Source organism: Actinocorallia aurea, assembly GCF_054783995.1.
Map to the genome: position 1 here is coordinate 125544 of NZ_BAAGPQ010000011.1, position 22500 is coordinate 148043.

The following is a 22500-nucleotide window of genomic DNA, read 5'->3' on the forward strand; positions in this document are numbered from 1 at the left end:
TCCTACAGGTTGTCCATGAGCTCGAAGAGCTCGTCGTCGGTGGCCGTGTCGAGGTCGACCTCGCCCGGGGCCGCGCCGCGGCCGGCGTCCACGAGGGCGCGCAGCCGGGCGAGCAGCCCGGCCCGGTCGGGGTCGGCGGCGTCCAGGGCGGCGAACGCCTCTTCGAGGTAGGCGACGGAGGCGTCGAGCGACGGGAAGGCCGTCCCGCCGCCTCGGCCGCCGAGTTCCGTCCGGAGGTAGGCGGTGATGTCGCGGGGCGTCGGGTGGTCGAACACGAGCGTCGCGGGCAGCCGCAGGCCGGTCGCGGCGCCGAGCCGGTTGCGGAGGTCTACCGCGGCGAGGGAGTCGAGGCCGACGTCGCGGTAGGCGCGGCCGTCCTCGACCTCGGCGGCGCCGGCGAGCCCGAGGACCGCGGCGGACTCGGCCCGGACGAGGCGGGTGAGGGCCTCGTCCAGGTCGTCTCCCGCGAGCCCGGCGAAGGCGTTCGGGGAGGACTGCGAAGCCGGTTCGGCGGGCAGGTCGGCGCGGACCGTCCCGCCTCCCGTGTGGTCCTGCTCCAGCCAGTAGCGCGCGCGTTGGAAGCGGTAGGTGGGCAGCGGGACGTCCTCGCCGCCTTGCAACGCGGGCAGGAAGTCCACGGGCACGCCGCGCACCCACAGCTCGGCGGCCGAGCGCAGGAAGCGCCCGGCGCCGCCCTCGCCGCGCCGCAGCGTGCCCGCGGCCACCGCGTCGGGGCGGCCCGCGTCCTCCAGCGTCTCCTGGAGCGCCGAGACGGTGACGGGGTGCGGGCTGAGCTCGACGAACGCGTCGTGCCCGGCCGCGGCCAGCGTCCGGACGGCGTCGGCGAACCGCACCTCGGAGCGGAGGTTGGCGAACCAGTAGGCGGCGTCGAGCGCGGTGGTGTCGATCCAGTCGGCGGTCACCGTGGACAGCAGCGGGATCTTTGCCGGGCCGGGCCGGACGCCGGCGAGGACGGCGAGCACGTCGGCCTCGATCGCCGCGACGTGCGGGGAGTGCGAGGCGTAGTCGACGTCGATGAGCCGGGCGCGGCGGCCGGACGCGGTGACCTCGGCGACGATCGCCGCAAGGTCGGCGCGGTTCCCGGCCAGGACCGTCGCGCGGGGCGCGTTGACCGCGGCCACTGCGGCGTCCCGGTCGCCGATCCGCGCCTCGGCCTCCTCCCGCGTCGTCTCCAGCGCGGCCATTCCGCCCGTTCCGGCGAGCGCGCGCAGCGCCCTGCTGCGCAGCGCGACGACCCGGGCCCCGTCCTCCAGGGACAGCGCCCCGGCGACGACGGCCGCGGCGATCTCGCCCTGGCTGTGCCCGACGACGGCCGCGGGCACGACCCCGTGCGCCCGCCAGACGTCGGCGAGCGCCACGTTCACCGCCCACAGCGCGGGCTGGACGACCTCGACCCGGTCGAGCCCGTCGCCCGTGCGCAGGACGGCTTCGAGGTCGAAGTCGGTGTGCGGGGCGAGCGCGCGGGCGCACTCGGCGATCCGCGCGGCGAAGACGGGCGAGACGTCGAGCAAATCGCCGCCCATCCCTGCCCACTGCGGGCCCTGCCCGGGGAAGACGAACACCGTCCGCCCGGACAGGTCGGCCCTGCCGCGCACGGCCTGCGCGGGCGTCGTGCCCTCCGCGAGCGCCGCGAGCGCCGCCCGGTGCCCGCCGAGCACGACCGCGCGCTCCTCGAAGCCCGCCCGCCCCCGCACCAGCGACGCCCCCACGTCACGGACGCTGAGCGCGTCGTCCAGCGCGCTCAGCGCGCCGGCCTGCGCGGAGAGCGCAGCGGGGGTGCGCCCGGAGAAGGCCCAGGGCACGACCGCTCCGCTCGGGGCGAGCGGGTTCGCGGCGGGCTCGACCGGGCCGCCCGGGACGGTCCAGACCGCGTCCGCGGCGGACCGCGAGCCGGGGGCAGGAGCCGGGTCGGGCCCGAGTGCGGCCCTGTCGTCGGCCGCCGGGGGCTGTTCGAGGATGACGTGGGCGTTGGTGCCGCTCACGCCGAAGGCGGAGACGGCGGCGCGGCGGGGGCGGCCGGTCTCGGGCCAGGGGCGCTGCTCGGTGAGCAGTTCGACGGCGCCCTCCGACCAGTCGACCTGGCCGGTGGGGCGGTCCACGTGCAGGGTCTTCGGGAGGACGCCGCGGGTGAGCGCGCCGACCATCTTGATCACCCCGGCGGCGCCCGCGGCGGCCTGGGTGTGCCCGATGTTGGACTTCAGCGAGCCCAGCAGCAGCGGGTGCGCGCGCTCGCCGCCGTAGGTCGCGAGCAGCGCCTGGGCCTCGATCGGGTCGCCGAGCCGGGTGCCGGTGCCGTGGCCCTCGACCGCGTCCACGTCGGCGGGGCCGAGGCCCGCCGCGGCGAGCGCGCGCCGGATGACCCGCTGCTGGGCGGGGCCGTTCGGCGCGGTGAGGCCGTTGGACGCGCCGTCCTGGTTCACCGCGGTGCCCCGGACGACGGCGAGGACCCGGTGGCCGTTGCGCACCGCGTCCGAGAGGCGTTCCACGAGCAGGACCGCGACGCCCTCGGCCCAGCCCGTGCCGTCGGCGGCGTCGGCGTAGGCCTTGCACCTGCCGTCCGGGGACAGGCCGCGCTGGCGGGAGAACTCCACGAACACCGCGGGCGACGACATGATCGCCACACCGCCCGCGAGCGCCAGGTCGGACTCGCCCGAGCGCAGCGACTGGGCGGCCAGGTGCAGCGCGACCAGCGACGACGAGCAGGCCGTGTCCACGGTGACGGCGGGGCCCTCGAACCCGAAGGAGTAGGCGATCCGGCCCGAGGCGACGCTTCCCGCGGACCCGTTGGCGAGGTAGCCCTCCAGCGCGGCGGGCGCCTCGCCTATGCGGGGCGTGTAGTCGTGGTACATCACCCCGGCGAAGACTCCGGTCCGGCTTCCGCGCAGCCCCGTCGGGTCGATCCCGGCCCGTTCGAACGCCTCCCAGGACGTCTCCAGGAGGAGGCGCTGCTGGGGGTCGGTGGCCAGGGCCTCCCGGGGCGAGATGCCGAAGAAGGGGGCGTCGAACTCGTCCGCGTCGTGCAGGAAGCCGCCGTGCCGGACGGTGGACTTGCCCGGGACGTCGGGGTCGGGGTCGTAGAGGCCCTCCAGGTCCCAGCCCCGGTTCACGGGGAAGCCCGTGACGGCGTCGCGGCCTTCGGCGACGAGGTCCCACAGCTCCTCGGGCGAGGCGACGCCGCCGGGCAGGCGGCAGGCCATGCCGATGATCGCGATGGGCTCGTCGGACGGGGCGGTCCGTTTCGGCTCGGCGGGCTGCGCCTCCGCGTCCGGGGCCGTGACGTCCAAGGCGGCGGCGAGAGCGGCGGGCGTCGGGTGGTCGAACGTCAGGGTGGCCGGGAGCCTGCGGCCGAGCGCCGCGGACAGCCTGTCGCGCAGTTCCACCGACGTGAGGGAGTCGAGGCCGAGGTCGGTGAACGCGCGGTCGGCGGGGACGCCGCCCGACGGGTCGCCGAGCACGGCCGCGGCCTGCGCCCGGACGAGGTCGAGCAGCGCCTCGCCGGTCGGCGCGGCGGCGTCGGGCCGGGGCGCGGGACGCCTGCGCGGCCTCGCGAGCCCGCGCAGCGGCGGGGCGGGGTCCTCGGCCGTGAGGTCGAGCGCGGCCGGGACGAGCAGCGGCGCGCCGTCGAGGCGCGCCGCGTCGAGCAGCGCCAGGCCCTCGGCGACCGGCAGCGGCCTGACGCCGCGCCGTGCCGCTCTTGCGAGGTCGGCCGCGGTGAGGTGGCCGGTGATGCCCGACGCCCCTTCCCACAGCCCCCACGCGAGCGACTGCGCCGGCAGGCCCCGCGCGGCGCGCAGCGCGGCGAGCCCGTCGAGGAACCCGTTGGCGGCGGCGTAGGCGCCCTGGCCCGCGCTGCCGAGCACGCCCGCGACGGACGAGAACAGCACGAAGGCGGCGAGATCGCGGTCCCGGGTGAGCTCGTGCAGATGCCAGGCGGCGTCGGCCTTCGCGGCGAGCACCCCGGCCACGCGCTCGGGCGTGAGCGACGCCAGCGCCCCGTCGTCCACGATCCCGGCCAGGTGGTACACGGCCGTCAGATCGCGTCCGTCGAGGAGATGTGCGAGCGCGGACCGGTCGGACACGTCCACCGCGGCGATCTCGACTTCGGCGCCCAGCGCGCCGAGTTCCGCGACGAGTTCGGCCGCGCCGGGCGCCGCCGCGCCGCGCCGCCCGGCCAGCAGCAGCCGCCGGACGCCGGACGCGGAGACCAGATGCCGCGCCAGCACGGCCCCGAGCCCGCCGGTCCCCCCGGTGACGAGCACGAGCCCGTCCCCGTCGGGCTTGCGGCCCGCACCCCGCGGCGCCCCGGCCCGCTCCAGCCGCGGCACCAGCACCCCGTCCGCGCCGAACAGGACCTGTGTCTCCCCCGCCCCGAACGCCCTGAGCACGGCCTCCGGCAGCACCCCGCGTTCACCGTCCTCCGCGGACCCGCCTTCCGGGCCTTCCGCCACGGAAGAGCGCGCACCTTCTGACACCGTCGGTTCCACTCCCAGAGCAGACTCCTCAGTACCGATTGCCTCGTATCCGCCCGCATGATCAGCAACCCGCACGTCAGGCGCGGAAGTTCTCGATCCGGGCGGGACGCCGAGCCCGTCGCCGTCGACCGGGCCGGACCGCAAGCCCGCGGACTCGGGCTTCCCGGCGCTCGGACCGAACTCCCCCGACCCGTCGGCTTCCTGCGCGCCCGAACCGCTCGGCCGCCGCTCACCGGAGGATTCGGCTGGTACCGGAGCACTGGGCACGGAAGCGCTCGCTGCGGGCGGTGGGTCTGCCCGGTCGTTCGTGCGGAGGTCGGCGGGAGCCGCTGCGGCGGCGAGGAGGAAGCGGCCGGGGAGCTCGGCCTGGGCGGCGCGGACCAGGCCCCAGACGGCCGCGGCGGACGGGGCCTCGCGCGGGTCGGGAGTGACGACGGCCAGGGGCGGGGCGTCCTCCGGGCGGGACCGCAGGGCGCCGAGGACGCTCGCGGTCAGCGCGTGGGCGGCGGTGACGGGGTCGTGCGCGGGGTCGGGGAAGGCCGGCAGCACGTCCACGGCGACCGGCTCGCCGGGCTCCCCGGCGAACGGGGTCCAGGTGAGCCGGTAGAGGGAGCGGGGGGCTTGCGCGAGGCCGCCGAGGGGGATCGGCCGGGCGCGCAGGGACTCGACGGTGAGGACCGGCGCGCCGTCGGGGGTCGCCGCGTGGACGGCGAACTCGTGGCCGGGGCGCTCGTCGAGGCGGACGCGAAGGTCGGCCGCGCCGGGCGTGTGGAGGCGGACGCCGTGCCAGGCGTACGGGAGCAGCGTGTGGCCGGCCGGCACGTCGGCGGCGTGGGCGGCCGGGTGCAGGGCAGCGTCGAGGAGCGCGGGGTGCAGACCGTAGCCGCCGGCCCCGGGGCGTTCGGCGTCGGCCAGGGAGACCGACGCGAAGAGCGCCTCGCCGGCCCGCCGCACCTCGGTGACGCCCTGGAAGGCGGGGCCGTAGTCCAGGCCGGTGCGGGCGAGGGCGTCGTAGATCTCCCCGGGGGTCGCGGCGGGGGCCGCGCGGCCCGGAGCCGAAGCGTCCACCGGGGCTGGGGCGTGCTCGTCCGGGGTGAGGCGGCCGTGGGCGTGACGGGTCCAGTCCTCACCCGTGCGGGCGTGGACGGTCAGCGCGCGGGTGCCGTGCGCGTCCGGTTCGGCGAGGACGACCCGCAGATCGGCGCCCGCACCGGGCGGCAGGACCAGCGGCGCCTCGATCACCAGTTCCGCGACCACCGGAGTCCCTGCCGCCGCGCCCGCGCGGAGCGCGAACTCCACGAAGGCGGTGCCCGGCACGACGACGGCGCCCTGCACGACGTGGTCGGCGAGCCACGGATGGGCGGCGGTGGAGATCCGGCCGGTGAGCACCGCGCCGTCCTGTCCCGGCAGATCGCCCGAAGCGGGCAGCAGCGGGTGGCCGGTGGGCTCCAGGCCGAACGCCGAGGCGTCGCCGGACGCCTCGGCCTCCAGCCAGAACCTGCGGTGCCGGAACGGGTAGACGGGCAGGTCGACGGTCCGCGCGTCCGGGAACAGTCGCGCCCAGGCGACCGCGCCGCCGTGTGCGTGCACGTGGCCGAGCGCGAGGAGCGCGGTCTCCTCCTCATCCCGGTCCCGGCGCAGCGCGGGGACCGCCGGGCCCGCGTCGGCCTGCGCGGCGAGCGTGCTGAGGACGCCGTCGGGGCCGAGTTCGACGAACGAGGCCGCGCCCGCGTCGGCGAGGCCGCCCAGCACGTCGTGGAAGCGGACCGCTTCGCGGACCTGCCGTACCCAGTAGGCGGGGTCGGTGAGGGACTCCGCCTCCCGGCCTGTGACGCCGGAGAAGACGGGAACCGTGGGGAGCGCGTAAGACAGATCGGCCGCTACGTCGCCGAATTCGGCGAGCATCGGGTCGAGGAGCGGCGAGTGGAACGCGTGCGAGACCTTGAGCCGCCGGGTGCGCCGCCCGTGGTCGGCGAGCCGCCGGGCGAGCTCCAGCACCGGCTCCTCCGCACCGGAGACCACGACCGACCGGGCGGCGTTGACCGCGGCGATCGCGACCTCGTGCTCCCGCCCGGCGAGCAGCGGCAGGACCTCGTCCTCGGCGGCCTCCACCGCGACCATCGCGCCACCGCGCGCAAGGCCCTGCATCAGCCGCGCGCGGGCGGCGACGAGCCTTGCCGCGTCCGGCAGTGTCCAGACCCCGGCGGCGTAAGCGGCCGACAGCTCTCCGATCGAGTGCCCGGCGAGCAGGTCGGGCCGCACCCCCCACGCCTCGAACAGGGCGTGCAGCGCGGTCTCGACCGCGAACAGCCCGGTCTGCGCGTACAGCGTCTCGTCCAGCAGCGGGCCGCCTTCGAACACGACGTCCCGCACGGGCTTGGGCGCGTATCCGACAAGGTTCCGGTCGATCTCCGCCGCCGCCGCGTCGAAGGCGGCCGCGAAGACGGGGAAGCGGCCGTGCAGCTCCCGTCCCATGCCGGCGCGCTGGCTGCCCTGCCCGGTGAACAGGTAGGCGAGCCCGCCGCCTTCGGCCCTTCCACGCACGGCGTTCGCCCCGGGATCCCCTGCCGCGAGCCCGTCCAGCGCGGCCCGCAGCCCGCCCGGCGGCGCCACGACCACGGCCCGCTCCGGCAGCGCCGCCCGCGTGACCGCGAGCGACAGCCCCACGTCCCGCGCCTCTGCCCTGTCTATTCCTTCTGCCCGCCCCGCGAGCCCGCCCGCGACCGCGCGGAGCGCCTCGTCGGTTCGCGCGGAGAGCACCCACGCCACCGGACGCGGGCGGGCCGCGCCCTCCCCGGCGGCCTCGGACGCGTCACCGGGCTCGGCGGCGAGCGCCGCGTCCTCAGCGCGCCGACTCCGCGCGGAAGGCTCCTCCGGGAGGGGGGCCGGGGGTTGTTCCAGGATGACGTGCGCGTTCGTGCCGCTGACGCCGAAGGCCGAGACCGCGGCGCGCGACGGGGTGTCGGTCTCGGGCCACGGGACGGGGGCCGTGAGGAGGGTGAGCGGGGTGGCGGACCAGTCGATGTGGCGGGTCGGCTCGGTGACGTGGAGGGTCGCCGGAAGGGTCCGGTTCGCGAACGCGCCGAGCAGTTTGAGCAGTCCGGCGAGGCCCGCGGCGGCCTGCGTGTGGCCGATGTTCGACTTGACGGAGCCCAGCCAGAGCGGGCGTTCGCGGTCACGGGTGTAGGCGCCGATGAGGGCCTCGGCCTCGATCGGGTCGCCGAGCGCGGTGCCGGTGCCGTGCGCCTCGATCACGTCGACGTCGCCGGGGGCGAGGCGGGCGTCGGCGAGCGCGTCGCGGATGACGCGGCGCTGGGCCGGGCCGTTCGGCGCGGTCAGCCCGTTCGACGCGCCGTCCTGGTTGACCGCGGTGCCGCGCACCACGCCGAGGATCCGCCGCCCGTCGCGCAGCGCGTCCGACAGCCGCTGGACGAGCACGACGGCGACGCCCTCGGCCCAGCCCGTCCCGTCGGCGCCTTCGGCGAACGCCTTGCACCTGCCGTCGGGGGCCAGCCCTCGCTGGCGGGAGAACTCCACGAAGTTGACCGGCGAGCTCATCACGGTCGAGCCGCTCACCACCGCGAGGTCCGACTCGCCCGCGCGCAGCGACCGCACCGCGAGGTGCAGCGCGACGAGCGACGACGAGCACGCGGTGTCGACGGTGACGGCGGGGCCCTCGAACCCGTACCAGTAGGACAGCCGCCCGGACGTCACGCTGGCCGCGTTGCCCAGGGCGAGGTGCCCTTCGACGGAGGCGGGGACGGACGGGAGGCGGGCCGCGTAGTCCTGGCCGTTGACGCCGGCGAAGACTCCCGTCCGGCTTCCGCGCAGCCCCGAGACGTCGATCCTGGCCCGTTCGAACGCCTCCCAGGACGTCTCCAGCAGCAGCCGCTGCTGCGGGTCCGTGGCGAGGGCCTCGCGCGGGGAGATCCCGAAGAACTCGGCGTCGAATCCCGCTATGTCGGAAAGGAACGCGCCGTGCCGGGTGCTGGAGGTGCCGGAATGGGCGGGATCGGGGTGGAAGAGGTGCTCCAGGTCCCAGCCGCGGTCCGCGGGGAAGCCGCCCACGGCGTCGCGGCCTTCGGCGACGAGCTCCCACAGGTCCTCCGGGGACGCGACGCCGCCGGGGAACCGGCAGGCCGCCCCGACGATCGCGACGGGCTCGTGCAGCCCGTCGCGGGCCTCCTTGAGCTGTTCGCGGGTCTCGAAGAGTTCGGCGCTCACGCGCTTGAGAAGGGTCCTGATCTGGTCGCTCATGTCACTCGATCCCGAGGGTTGATCCGATGAAATCGACGAGCTCGTCGTCGGTGGCGTCGGCCAGGAGGGCCGCGGCGGACGACGGCGCGGCGCGGCCTGCCAGGTCGCGCAGCAGGGGCGCGGCGGCGGCCCTGCCGTCGGCGCCGGAGCGCTCCAGCAGCGCCTCCAGTGCCTCGATCCCGGCCAGCAGGGCGGCGTCGGGGTCCGGGGCGAGCAGTCCGGCGAGGTGCGCGGCCAGCGCCTCCGGCGTCGGATGGTCGAAGACGAGGGAGGCGGGCAGCGCCAGGCCGGTCTCGGCGGCGAGCCGGGCGCGGAGGCGGACCGCGGCGAGGGAGTCGAAGCCCTGCTCCTTGAACGGCGCGTCCGGCGCGACCGAGGCGGCGCCCTTGCGGCCCTGCACCTCGGCGACGAGGGCGCGCACGAGGTCCAGCAGAACGCGCCGGGGGTCCGCGCCGGGCCGGGCCAGCGCCTCGGCCAGGCCCGTCTCGGCGGCGGTCTCGCGCGGGGCTGTGCGCAGTTCGGCGGTGAGCGGCAGGCCGGGGGCCAGCACGTCCCAGTCGGCCTCGGCGACGACGGTGTGCGCCGCGGTGACCGAGCCGAGGTAGGCGATCGCCTCGTCGGGCGGCAGCGCCCGGACGCCTTGGCCGGCGAGGGCTTCGGCGGCGGCCCCGTCGGCGAGCCCGCCGCCGCCCCAGTGGCCCCAGCCGATCGACGTGGCGGGCAGGCCGAGCGCGCGGCGGTGCTGGGCGAGCGCGTCGAGGTAGGCGTTGCCGGGCGCGTAGTTCCCCTGCCCGGCGATGCCCGCGACGCCGGCCAGCGACGAGAACAGGACGAAGGCATCGAGATCGCCCGCGAGTTCGTGCAGGTGCCACGCGGCGTCGGCCTTGGCGGCCAGCGCGCGGTCGATCCGCGCGGCGTCGAGGGCTCCGACGAGCGCGTCGTCGAGGGCGGCGGCGGTGTGCACGACGGCGTCCACGGGGTGCAGGTCGAGGAGCGCGGCCAGCGCCTCCCGGTCGGCGACGTCCACGGCCCGCACGACGGCCTGGGCGCCTTCGGCGGCGATCCGGGCCGACAGCGCGGCGGCCCCGGGCGCGTCGGCCCCGCGCCTGCTCGCGACGACGACCTTCGCGGCGCCGTTCCGGGCCGCCCACAGCGCGGCCCGCGCCCCGAGCGCCCCGGTCCCGCCCGTGACCAGCACGGTCCCGCGCGGCTTCCACCCTTCCCCGGCCTCAGGCTCGGCGGCCACCAGACGACGGGTGAACACCCCGCCGCCCCGCACGGCGAGTTCCTTCTCCCGCCCGGCCCCCACAAGCGCGCGGGCCACGGCATCCCAATCCGGCTCCGCCCCCACATCGACCACCCCGCCCCACCGACCCGGATGCTCGGCCGCGGCGACCGCCCCGAGCCCCCACGTCAGCGCCTGCTCCGGCGCAGGCAACACCTCCCCTCCAACCGCGACGGCCCCCGCCGTCACCGACCAGAGCGGCACCCGCAGCCCTTGAAACAGCCCGACATTCGCCACATACCCATCCCGTCCGCCCAACGGCAGCAACGACACCACCGCGTCGACCCCGTCCGGCACGACGAACTCCGGCACGGCGGCACGCCCCACCCCTTCCACCGCAGCGACGCGCCCGGGTAGAGCGTCCGGGAAGCCGGACCCGGCGGCCTGCGCGTCGATGCGTCCGGACGCCTCCGCGGGGCCTGGCGTTCCGTCCGCTGCCGACGGGGCGTCCGGCGCGAGGGACTCGGTGACGCGGGCGCCGGTGCGTTCCAGGGCGGTGCGCAGGGGTTCGGTCCAGGGGTGGCCGTCGGAGATGAGGAGCCAGGAGGACGGAGGTGCCGGGACGGGCTCGACGGGGCGCCAGGTGAGGGTGAAGCGGCGCGGGTCGCGGGGGGCGGGGGCGAACGAGGGGGAAGGGGCGAGCCAGTAGCGCGCGCGCTGGAAGGGGTAGGTGGGCAGGTCGGTCCTGCGGGCGGCGGGGTAGAGGGCCGCCCAGTCGAGGTCGGCGCCGTGCAGGTGGGCGCGGGCGAGCAGGGAGGCGAGGGTGTCGGTTTCGGGGGTGTTCGCGCGGAGCGCCGCCTCGGCTTCGGAGCCGGGGACCGCCTCGGCCGCGAGGGCCGTCAGCACCGGGTCGGGACCGAGTTCGAGGAACGTGGTCGCGCCCGCGTCGGCCAGCGCCCGCAGCCCGTCATGAAAGCGGACGGTGCCGCGCACGTGCCGCGCCCAGACCGAAGGGTCGGCGTAGGAGGTGACGAGTTCGGCCGTCAGGTTCGACACGACGGGCACGCGCGGCGGTTCGGCGGGCACGGAAGCCGCGATCTCCGCGAACTCCCCGAGCATCCCGTCCATGTGCGGCGAGTGGAAGGCGTGCGAGACCCGCAGCCGCTTCACCCGCCGCCCGGCGGCCCGCAGCGCCGCCGCGACGGACTCGGCCGCCTCGGCGTCGCCGGAGACGACGACGGACGCGGGCCCGTTCACCGCGGCGATCTCCACGCCGGGCACGAGCAGGGCGCGCACCTCGTCCTCGGCGGCCTCCACCGCGACCATCGCTCCGCCCCTGGGCAGCGCCTGCATGAGCCGCGCGCGGGCCGCGACGAGCCGCGCCGCGTCGTCCAGCGCCCACACCCCGGCGGCGTGCGCGGCGGCGAGTTCGCCGATCGAGTGCCCGGCGACGAAGTCCGGCCGGACGCCCCACGACTCCAGCAGCCGGAACAACGCGGTCTCCAGCGCGAACAGGCCGGTCTGGGCGTACAGCGTCTCGTCGAGTTCCGGGCCGCCTTCGAACCAGACGTCCTTCACCGACCGCGCGGCGTGCCCGGCCAGCTCCCGGTCAAGGGCCTCGACCGCCGCGTCGAACGCCTCCGCGAACACCGGGAACCGCCCGTAGAGCTCCTTGCCGGCTCCGGCGCGCTGGCTCCCCTGCCCGGTGAACAGGAACACCAGCCCGCCGCCTCCTGCCTTCCCGCGCGGCGCCGCGCCCGAGCCCGTCCCGTCGGCGAGCCCGCGCAGCCCGGCGAGGAGTTCGGGGGCGTCCCGCCCGATCACCACGGCCCGTTCCTCCAGCCGCGCCCGCCCGGCCCCGAGCGTCAGCGCCACATCTGCGGGATCCAGCCCGCCGGCGGCCTCCCCGAGCCGCCGTGCCTGCTCCCGCAGCGCCACTTCCCCCTTTCCGGACAGACTCCACAGAAAGGGCAGCTCGGCGGCGTCCGCCCGGCCGGTCCCGCGGCCTGCGCCGTCGTCCGCGGGCTCGGGGTCACGGGGTGCGGCGGCGTCGGGCGCCTGTTCCAGGACGACGTGCGCGTTGGTGCCGCTGACGCCGAAGGAGGAGACCGCGGCGCGGCGGGGCGCGCCGGTCTCCGGCCAGGGGCGGGCCTCGGTGAGGAGGGCGACGGCCCCGGACGACCAGTCGACGTGCGGGGTCGGCTCGTCCACGTGGAGGGTGCGCGGCAGCACGCCGCGGCGCATCGCCTCGATGAGCTTGATGATCCCGCCGACGCCCGCGGCGGCCTGGGTGTGCCCGATGTTCGACTTCAAGGAGCCGAGGTAAAGGGGACGTTCCCGGTCGTGGCCGTAGGCGGCGAGCAGAGCGCCCGCCTCTATCGGGTCGCCGAGAGCGGTCCCCGTACCGTGCGCCTCGACGGCGTCGATCTCGTCGGGCGCGAGGTCGGCGGCGGCGAGCGCCGCCCGGATCACCTCGCGCTGCGACGGGCCGTGCGGCGCGGTGAGGCGGCTGCTGCGCCCGTCCTGGTTCACGGCCGAGCCGCGGATCACCGCGAGGACCCGGTGGCCGAGCCTCCGCGCGTCCGACAGCCGCTCCAGCAGGAGCAGCCCCGCGCCTTCACCCCACGCGGTGCCGTCGGCCGCGCGCGCGAACGGCTTGCACCTTCCGTCGGGGGCCAGGCCCCGCTGGCGCGAGAACTCGATGAACATGCCGGGCGAGGCGAGCACCGTGGCGCCGCCCGCGAAGGCCGCGTCGCACTCCCCCGCCCGCAGCGCCCGGACGGCCAGGTGGACCGCGACGAGCGACGACGAGCACGCGGTGTCCACGGTCACGGCGGGCCCGGTGAGCCCGAGCGTGTAGGCGATCCGCCCCGACGCGACGCTCGTCGTCGTGCCCGTGAGGACGTACCCGTCGGTGCCCTCGGCGGGCAGGTGGTGCAGGCTCGGCCCGTACTCCTGGGCGATGACGCCGGTGAACACCCCCGTCCGGCTGCCGCGCAGGCCGCTCGGGTCGATCCCGGCGTGTTCGACGGCCTCCCACGCGGTCTCCAGCAGGAGCCGCTGCTGCGGGTCGGCGGCCAGCGCCTCGCGCGGGGACAGCCCGAAGAAGTCGGCGTCGAACCCGGCGGGGTCGTGCAGGAAGCCGCCTTCGCGGACGTAGCTGGTGCCGCTGTGGTCGGGGTCGGGGTGGTAGAGCCGGTCGAGGTCCCAGCCCCGGTCGGCGGGCAGTGGCCCGATCACGTCGCGTTCCTCGGCGACGAGCCGCCACAGGTCGTCCGGGTTGCGTACCCCGCCCGGGTAGCGGCAGCCGATCCCGACGACGGCGACCGGCTCGGCCTCCGCGCGCGCCGCCGACTCGGCTTCGGCGAGCCTCCGGCGGGTCCGCTGGAGTTCGACGGTCACCCTCCGGAGGTAGTCGCGCAGCTTTTCTTCCTCCGCCATGGCTCTCTCCTTGTTCGGACGGCTCACGACAGCCGCAGTTCGTCTTCGATGAGGCGGTAGAGCTCGTCCCCGGTCGCCGAGGCGATGTCGTCCTCGGCCGGGTCCGGCTCGGAAACGGGTTCGGGCGCCGGCGCGAGCAGGTCCGCGAGGTGCGCGGCGGCCTCGGCCGGGGTCGGGTGGTCGAAGGTGAAGGTGGCGGGCAGCCTCAGGCCGACGGCCGCGCCGAGCCTGGTGCGCAGTTCGACCGAGGCGAGCGAGTCGAATCCCGACTCCTGGAAGCCGTGGTCGGGCCGGACGGACTCGGGTCCGGCGTGCCCGAGGACCGCGGCGGCGGTGGCGCGCACCAGGTGCAGGAGCCGCCGCAGCCGCTCGGCTTCGGGAAGGTCCGCGAGCCCGGCGACGGGCCCGGACGGCTCGACGGCTGCCGGGACGGGACGCGCGAGGCCGCGCAGCACCGGCGGCGTCTCGTCGAGGGCGTCGAGGTCGAGCCGGGCGGGCACGAGCGCGGCGTCGGGCGCGGCGAGCACCCGGTCGAGGAGCGCCAGGCCCCGCGCGGTCGGCAGGCCCGCGAGGCCGCGCCGGGCCATGCGGCGCAGCTGCGCCTCGGTGAGCCCGCCCGTCATCGCGCTCTCCTCCTCCCAGCGGCCCCAGGCGGCCGACACCGCGGGCAGCCCCCGGTGGGCGCGCAGCGCCGCGAGCGCGTCGAGGAAGGTGTTGGCGGCCCCGTATCCGGCCTGGCCGGGGTTGCCGAGGACGCCGACGGCCGAGGAGAACAGGACGAACTCGGCGACGTCGTGCTCCGCGGCGGCCAAGTGCAGCCACCAGGCCGCGTCGGACTTGGCGCGCAGGACGTCGTGAACCTGGCCATCGGTCAGCTCGGCGAACACCGCGTCGTCGAGGACGCCCGCGGCGTGGATCACCGAGGTGATCCGGCGGCCCGCGAACAGGGCCCGGACGTCCTCGGGGGCCGCCGCGTCGGCGGCGACGATCTCCACGTCGGCCCCGAGCGCCGCAAGCTCGGCCCGCAGCTCGGCCGCGCCCGGCGCGCCGGGGCCCCTCCGGGACGCCAGCAGAAGGCTCCGGCGGCCGTGCCCGCGGACGAGATGCCGGGCGACGAGCGCGCCGAGCGTGCCGGTGCCTCCGGTGACGAGCACGGTGCCGTCGGGCTCGGGGCGGCGCGGGAGTGTCGCGACGAGCTTGCCGGTGTGCCGGGCCTGGGAGAGCCGGCGCAGTGCGGCGGGGGTGCGCCGCACGTCCCACGACTCGACCGGCGGCGGCTGGAGCCCGCCGTCCTCGAACAGCACGCCGAGGTCGGCGAACAGCACCGCGATCCGCTCCGGGTCCACGTCGAACAGGTCGAACGCGCGGTAGACGGGCACGACGTCCGCGGGGTCGCGCAGGTCGGTCTTGCCCATCTCGACGAACCTGCCTTCGGGCCCGAGCAGGCCGAGCGAGGCGTCGGTGAACTCGTGCGCGAGGGCGTTCAGGACGACGTCGACCCTGCCGAACCGGTCGGCGAACTCCAGGTCGCGGGAGGAGGCGACGTGCGCGTCGTCCAGCCCGGCCTCCAGGAGCAGCGGCTGCTTGGCGGGCGAGGCCGTCGCGAACACCTCCGCGCCGAGGTGGCGGGCGAGCTGGACCGCCGCGCCGCCCACCCCGCCCGTCGCGGCGTGGACGAGGACCCGGTCGCCCGCCTTCAGCTCGCCGAGGTCGACGAGGCCGTGGTAGGCGGTGAGGAAGGCGACGGGCGCGGCGGCGGCCTCGGCGTAGGTCCAGCCCGCGGGGATCGGGGCCAGCAGCCGCGCGTCGGTCACCGCGAGCGGGCCGAGCTGGCCCTGGAGCAGGCCCATCACCCGGTCGCCCGGCCGCAGCCCGGTCACCTCGGGCCCGGTCTCCAGGACGGTGCCCGCGCCCTCCGCGCCGATGCTGGCGCGGCCCGGGTACATGCCGAGGCCGATGAGCACGTCGCGGAAGTTCAGGCCCGCGGCGCGGACCGCCACCCGGACTTCGCAGCCGGAGAGCGGGCGGGCCGCCTCCGGGGCGGGCACCGCGGCGATCGCGTCGAGGCCGCCCGCCCCGGCGACGTCGAGACGCCACGGGCCGTCCGGGAGGTCGAGCGCGTCGCGGCCGGGCCTGGCCAGCCGGGGCACGAGCAGCCGTCCGCGGCGCAGTGCCGCCTGCTCCTCGCCCGCGCGGGCCGCCGCGGCGACCTCGGCGGGATCGACCGGGCCGGGGCCGAGGTCCAGCAGGACGATCCGGCCGGGGTGCTCGGCCTGCGCGGTCCGCAGCAGGCCCCACAGGCCGGCTTCGGCGAGCCCGGGGACGTCCGAGCCGTGCCGGGTCGCGACCGCGCCGCGGGTGACGGCGGCCAGACGCCCCTCGCCGTGCGCGAGCCACTCCTGGACGAGGCCCAGCGCCCGCACGGTCGCGGTGCGCGCGGCCTCGGGAAGCGGGCCGGACGTCCGCGGTTCCGCCACGGCCGCCCAGTCGTCGTGCAGGGCGCCGTTCCACAGGATCGTCCAGGGGCCGTCGTCTGACGGGTCCTTGCCCTCCGGGGGCGTCCAGTCGAGCGGCGTCCAGTCGAGGCGGTAGGGCCGCTCGTCGGCCGCGGTCTCCCGGAACGCGAGGTCCCCGATCGTGAGCACCGGGTTCCCGTCCGCGTCCCAGGCGTCGACCGCGACCGCGCCCTCCCGCCGGGAGGCGATCCGCGCCCGCAGCGCCTCCGCGCCCTCCCGGTGCACGGCGAACCCCGACCAGGCGAAGGGAATCCGCACCCCCGGCCCATCGAGCACCTCGCCGACCGCCGCGTGCAGCACGGCGTCCAGCAGCGCCGGATGCACCGCGAACCCCTGCGGGTCCGCGACCGTGCCCGTCTCGGCGTACACGGCGTCCCCGTCACGCCAGACCCCGCGCAGCAGCCGGAACCCCGGCCCGTACTCGTACCCCCGCTCGGCGAGCCGCGCGTACAGGGCGGCGAGATCCACCGCGACCGCCCCCGCGGGCGGCCACTCCGCGCCGCCCGGCGCGCTGTCGGCGCCGCCCGACGCGGCGCCGTGCGGCGCGCCGAGGGCGCCGGAGGCGTGGCGGGTCCACGGGCCGGATCCGACGCGGGCGTGGACGGAGACCGGGCGGAGGCCGTCGTTGCCCGGGGCGCCCGTGACGACCTGGAGGGAGACCTGGCCCTCTTCGGGGAGGACGAGGGGGTGTTCGAGGGTGAGGTCGGCCAGGGGGGCGCCTGCCTGGAGGGCCAGTTCGGCGAGGGCGGTGCCGGGCAGCAGGACGTCGCCGAGGATCCGGTGGTCGGTGAGCCACGGCTCGTCCTCGGCCGCGACCCGTCCGGTGCGGACGGCGCCGCCGTCGGCGAGTTCCAGGACCGGGCCGAGCAGGCGGTGCGCCGAGCCTGGCGCGGCGGGCTCGGCCGTCAGCCAGAACCGCTCCCGCTGGAACGGGTAGGTCGGCAGGTCGGCGCGCGGGCCGTCGCCGTGCACGGCGGCCCAGTCCACGGCGACGCCGGCGACGTGCAGCTCGGCCAGCGCGGCGAGGAACGACCCGGCCTCGGGCCGGTCCTTGCGCAGCGCGGGCACGATCACCGGGACGTCCGTGCTCTCCCGGGCGAGGGCGGTGAGCGTCGCGTCCGGACCGAGCTCCAGCAGTGCGGTGACGCCCAGGTCGCGGGCGGTGCGCACCCCGTCGTGGAAGCGGACGGCGGCCCGGATGTGCCGCACCCAGTACTCGGGGTCGGCCATCCCGGTCGCGATCCGCCCCGTCACGTTCGAGACGATCGGGATCCGCGGCTCGCGGAAGTCCAGCGCGGCGGCCACCGCGCGGAACTCCGCGAGGGCGGGTTCCGTCCGCGCCGAGTGGAACGCGTGGCTGACGCGCAGCGGCCTTGCCCGGCGTCCGTCGGCCTTCCAGCGCCGGGCCAGCGCGGAGACCGCGTCGGCGTCCCCGGACACGACCACCGACTCCGGCCCGTTCACCGCGGCGAGGTCGAGCCCTTCGCCGAGATGGACGGCGATCTCCTCCTCGCTCGCCTGGAGCGCGGCCATCGCGCCGCCCGCGGGCAGCCTCTGCAGGAGCCGTCCGCGGGCGGCGACCAGCGCTGCCGCGTCGCGCAGCCCCAGCACCCCGGCGACGTGGGCGGCGGCGAGCTCGCCGATGGAGTGGCCGAGGAGGACGGCGGGGCGTACACCCGCCGCCTCGGTCAGCCGGAACAGCGCGACCTCGACCGCGAACAGCGCGGGCTGGGTGTAGGCGGTCTGTTCGAGCAGCTCGTCGGGGCCGTCGAAGACGACCTCGCGCAGCGGCCGGTCCAGGTGCGGGGCGAAGGCGTCGAACAGCTCGTCCAGCGCGTCGCGGAACACCGGCGACGTCCCGTACAGCCCGCGCCCCATCCCGACCCGCTGGCTGCCCTGGCCGCTGAACAGGAATCCCGTCCCGCCCTGGCGGGCCGCCCGGCCCGTCACCAGCCCGGGTGCACCCGCTCCCGCGGCGAACGCGCCGAGCGCCGCCGCGGCCTCCCCGGCCGCCCCGACGAACACGGCCCGCTCCTCGAACAGCGCCCGCGTCGTCGCCAGCGCCCGCCCCACCGCGTCCGGGTCGGCGCCTCCCACCAGAAGGTCGCGCACCCGCCCCGCCGACTCCCGCAGCGCTCCCGAGGTCCGCGCCGAGAGCCCCAACACCACCGGCCGCTCCCCGGAAGCGAACTCCCGCGAGCGCGCGCGCTCAGCCTCGGCGGCACGCTCGCCCGTCCCGGGCGCTGTGGTGCGGCCGTCGGGGAGCACCCGTCCGGTGAGTGGAGCGGAGGGGGCGGGGCGACCCTGGGCGGGGCCGCCGAGGATGCCCTGTGCGGGTGGCTCGGACGCGGGGGCTACGCGGGGCGCGGGAGGCTCCTCGATGACGACGTGGGCGTTGGTGCCGCTGATGCCGAAGGAGGAGATGCCGGCGCGGCGCGGGGCGCCGACGCGCGGCCAGGGGCGGGGCCCGGTGAGGAGCTCCAGTTCGCCGCCGGACCAGTCGACGTGCGGGGAGGGCGCGTCCACGTGCAGGGTCGCGGGGAGTTCGTTCGCGCGCAGCGCCTCGGTCATCGCGATGAGGCCGGTGATCCCGGCGGCGGCCTGGGTGTGGCCGAGCACCGACTTGACGGAGCCGACGAGCAGGGGGCGTGCCCTACCCGTCCCGTACGCCGCCTGGAGGGCGCCCGCTTCTATGGGGTCGCCGAGGCGGGTGCCGGTACCGTGCGCCTCAACGGCGTCCACGTCGCCCGGGGTGAGGCCGGCCGCGCGCAGGGCCGCGCGGATCACCCGCTCCTGGGACGGCCCGTGCGGCGCGGTGAGCCCGTTGGACGCGCCGTCCTGGTTGACCGCGCTGCCGCGCAGGACCGCGAGGACCGTCCTGCCGTCGCGCAGCGCGTCCGACAGCCGGGCCAGCAGGACCAGGCCCGCGCCCTCCGACCAGGCGGTGCCGTCGGCCGCCGCCGCGAACGGCTTGCACCGTCCGTCCGGCGCGAGGCCGCCCTGGCGGCTGAACTCGGTGAACATGCCCGGCGTGGCCATCACGGTGATGCCCCCGGCGACCGCCAGATCGCACTCGCCCGAGCGCAGCGACTGCGCCGCCAGGTGCAGCGCGACCAGCGACGACGAGCACGCCGTGTCGACGGTCAGGGCAGGCCCGACCAAGCCCAGGGTGTAGGCGAGGCGGCCCGAGGCGACACTGGAGGCGCTGCCGGTGAGGGCGTGCCCGTCGAAGCCGCGCGGGGTCTCGTGCAACCGGGTGCCGTACTCCTGGGCCATCGCGCCGACGAACACCCCGGTCCGGCTGCCGCGCAGCGAGGCGGGGTCGATCCCCGCCCGCTCGAACAGCTCCCAGCCCGTCTCCAGCAGCAGCCGCTGCTGAGGGTCCATCACCGCGGCCTCGCGCGGGGAGATGCCGAAGAAGGCGGCGTCGAAGCGGTCGGCGTCGTAGAGGAAGCCTCCGTTCCTGGCATACGTCGTGCCGGGGCGGAACTCGCTCTGCGGCGCGTAGAGCGCGTCGAGGTCCCAGCCGCGGTTCGCGGGGAACGCGCCGATCGCGTCGCGGCCGTCGCGCAGCAGCGCCCACAGCTTCTCGGGGGTGTCCGCGCCGCCCGGCCAGCGACCTCCCGCGGCGACGATGGCGATCGGCTCCTCCGAGGGCGCGGCGCGGCCTTCCTCCTGGGCGGCCTCGTGGGCGGCTTCTCCGGTGAGCAGGGCGGCGACGGCCCGGGGCGTCGGGTGGTCGAAGATGAGGGTGCTCGGCAGGGAGACGCCCGTGGCCTCGGCGAGCCTGTCGCGGAACTCGACCGCGCCGGCGGAGTCGAAGCCGATCTCGCGGAACGCGGCGTCGGGGTCGACCGCGCCGGGGCCGTCGTAGCCGAGGACGACGGCCGCGCCGGACAGGACGATCCGCAGGGCGTCGTCGAAGGCGAGCGCGGTGGCGTCCGCCGTAGGCAGCGCCTGCGCAGCGGGCTCGGTGGAAGGGGCCTCCTCCGCGAGCGGGGCGGACTCCCCGGGCAAGGGCGCTCCGGCGATCCAGTAGGAGCGGCGCTGGAAGGGATACGTAGGCAGGTCGGTGAGGTCGCCGCCCCACTCGTCGGGCCAGTGGACGGGCGCGCCCGAGGTCTGCGCCCTTCCGAGGGAGAGCAGGAACTGCCGGAGGCCAGGACGGTCCCGGTGAAGGGTGCCGAACGCCAGGCCGCCCGTGGCGTCGAGGACGTCGCCGGTCGCGGCGGTGAGCAGAGGGTGCGGGCTCGCCTCGACGAACAGCCCGTGCCCGTCCGACACGGCGGCCCGCACCGTCCGCTCGAACACGACGGTCTCGCGGAGGTTGCGGTACCAGTAGGCGGCGTCCAGCCCTGCGGTGTCGAACAGCCCGCCCGTCAGGGTCGAGTAGAACAGCGCCTCGGACGGGCGTGCCTCGATCCCCGCGAGGTCGGCGACGAGGCGGTCCCGCACAGGTTCGACGAGAGCCGAATGGGAGGCGTAGTCCACCGGAAGGCGGCGGACCCTGACGCCGTCCGCGCGCAGCCCTTCGAGCAGCCCCTCCAACGCGGCCACCTCACCGGCGACCACGGTGGCGGTGGGGCCGTTCACCACGGCGACGTCCAGGCCGACGCCGAGGAGGGGCGCCAGACGGTCCGCCGGGAGTTCCACCGCGGCCATGCCCCCGGTGCCGGAGATCTCCGCGAGCGCCCGGCTGCGCAGCGCCACCACCTTGGCCGCGTCGGCCAGGGACAGCGCGCCCGCGACGTGCGCGGCGGCGATCTCGCCCTGGGAGTGCCCGATGACCGCGTCCGGCTCGATCCCGTGCGCCCGCCACAGCGCGGCGAGCGCGACCATCACCGCGAAGAGGGCGGGCTGCACCACGTCCACCCGCGCCAGGGCTGCCTCGTCGGCCAGGGCCGTGCGCAGGTCCCAGCCGGTGTGCGGGGCGAGGGCCGCGCCCGCCGCGTCGAGGGCCGCGGCGAAGGCCGGCGACTCCTCGGCGAGCGCGAGGCCCATGCCCGGGAACTGCGCGCCCTGCCCCGGGAAGACGAAGACGGTCCGGCCGCGGTCGCGGGCGGTGCCCCGCACCAGCTGGGCGGCCTGGCCGCCCTCGGCGAGCGCGCGCAGCCCGGCGCGCAGCTCCACCGCGTCGCCCGCGATGACGGCGCGGTGCGCAAGGTGCGCCCGCGTCGTGGCGAGGGACCTGCCGACCGACGCGGCGGGCAGTTCCCCCACCGCGTCGGCGAGGCGTGCGGCGTGCGCGGCGAGGCCCGCCGCGTCCCGGCCCGTCACCAGCCAGGACACGACCGGCGCGTCGGATCCGGCAGGTCCGGCCGCTGCGGGCGCGGGCGCTTCGGCCAGCACCACGTGGCAGTTCGTCCCGCCCATTCCGAACGAGCTGACCCCGGCGACCCGGCGCGGCGCGTCCTGCGGCCAGGGCGCGGTCTCGGTCTGCACGCGCAGGCCCAGGGCGTCGAGCGGGATCGAGGGATTCGGGGTGACATGGTGGAGGGTCGCCGGGATCGTCCCGTGGCGCAGGCCGAGCACGACCTTCAGCAGCCCCGCGATGCCCGCCGCGCCCTCCAGGTGCCCGATGTTCGACTTCACCGAGCCGACCCGCAGCGGCGCCTCCCGGCCCGCGCCCAGGGCCGCGCCGAGCGCGGCGGCCTCGATCGGGTCGCCGACCGGCGTCCCGGTGCCGTGCAGCTCCACGTACTGGACGTCGTCGCGGGACAGTCCCGCGTCGGCGAGGGCGCGGCGCACCACGTCCTCCTGCGCCGCGGCGCTCGGCACGGTCAGGCCGTCGGTCGCGCCGTCGTTGCCCGCCGCCGCGCCGAGGATCACCGCGTGGACGCGGTCGCCGTCGGCCACCGCGTCGGCGAGCCGCTTCAGCACCACGACGCCGCCGCCCTCACCGCGCACGTAGCCGTTCGCGCGCGCGTCGAAGACGTGGCACCTGCCGTCCGGCGACAGGCCGCCGAACCGGGCCGACGCGAGGTCGGACTCGGGCGCGAGGATCAGGTTGACGCCCCCGGCCAGGGCGAGTTCCGTCTCGCCCCGGCGCAGGCTCTCCACCGCGAGCTGCACCGCGACGAGCCCGGACGCCTGCGCGGCGTCCACGGTGAGGCTCGGCCCGCGCAGGCCGAGGGCGTGGGAGACCCGGTTGGCCAGCAGCGCCCGGTTCAGCCCCGGAAGGGTGTGCCGGGTGACCGCGGCGGCCCCGGCGCGCTGCACCACCGCCGCGTAGTCGCCGTGCGTCGCGGCGGCGAAGACGCCGACCGCCCGCCCGGCGAGCCGGGCGGGCGGGACGCGGGCCTCCTCGAGCGCCTCCCAGGCCAGTTCGAGGAGGAGCCGCTGCTGCGGGTCCGCGGCGGCCGCCTCACGCGGCGAGACGCCGAAGAAGGCTGGGTCGAAAAGGTCGGTGCCCTCCAGGTATCCGCCGGGGACGCCCGACCGCGCCGTCACCGCGTCCGCGCCCGCCTCCAGCAGCCGCCAGAAGGCCGCGGGATCGGGCGCCGCCGGCAGTCGGCAGGAAAGGCCGACGACGGCGATGGGAAAGGCTGCTGCCATGCTGTCCCCCCGG

General features: G+C 77.1%; 3 protein-coding genes. All 3 read right to left on the reverse strand.

Annotated elements, in window-relative coordinates; genetic code table 11:
* Positions 1 to 2: 2 nt before the first annotated feature.
* The 3 genes from ACYVOM_RS12220 to ACYVOM_RS12230 are packed head-to-tail and all read right to left on the reverse strand — an operon-like array spanning position 3 to position 22487.
* A complete protein-coding gene (locus ACYVOM_RS12220) occupies positions 3 to 8750 on the reverse strand; it encodes a type I polyketide synthase (RefSeq protein WP_460303417.1) in 8748 nt (2915 codons plus the stop codon).
* 1 nt (position 8751) lies between these two features.
* The gene (locus tag ACYVOM_RS12225; RefSeq protein WP_460303418.1) at positions 8752 to 13416 is read right to left on the reverse strand and encodes a type I polyketide synthase; all 4665 of its coding nucleotides are present in this window, start codon (positions 13414 to 13416) and stop codon (positions 8752 to 8754) included.
* A 23-nt stretch (positions 13417 to 13439) separates the two neighbouring features.
* Positions 13440 to 22487: a type I polyketide synthase gene (locus ACYVOM_RS12230; protein ID WP_460303419.1), complete on the reverse strand. Its 9048-nt coding sequence runs from the start codon at positions 22485 to 22487 to the stop codon at positions 13440 to 13442.
* Between the last annotated feature and the right edge of the window lie 13 nt (positions 22488 to 22500).

Coding starts and splice junctions, on each gene's coding strand:
- ACYVOM_RS12220 (WP_460303417.1), bottom strand. CDS start 8,750: ATGAGCGACCAGATCAGGACCCTTCTCAAGCGCGTGAGCGCCGAACTC.
- ACYVOM_RS12225 (WP_460303418.1), bottom strand. CDS start 13,416: ATGGCGGAGGAAGAAAAGCTGCGCGACTACCTCCGGAGGGTGACCGTC.
- ACYVOM_RS12230 (WP_460303419.1), bottom strand. CDS start 22,487: ATGGCAGCAGCCTTTCCCATCGCCGTCGTCGGCCTTTCCTGCCGACTG.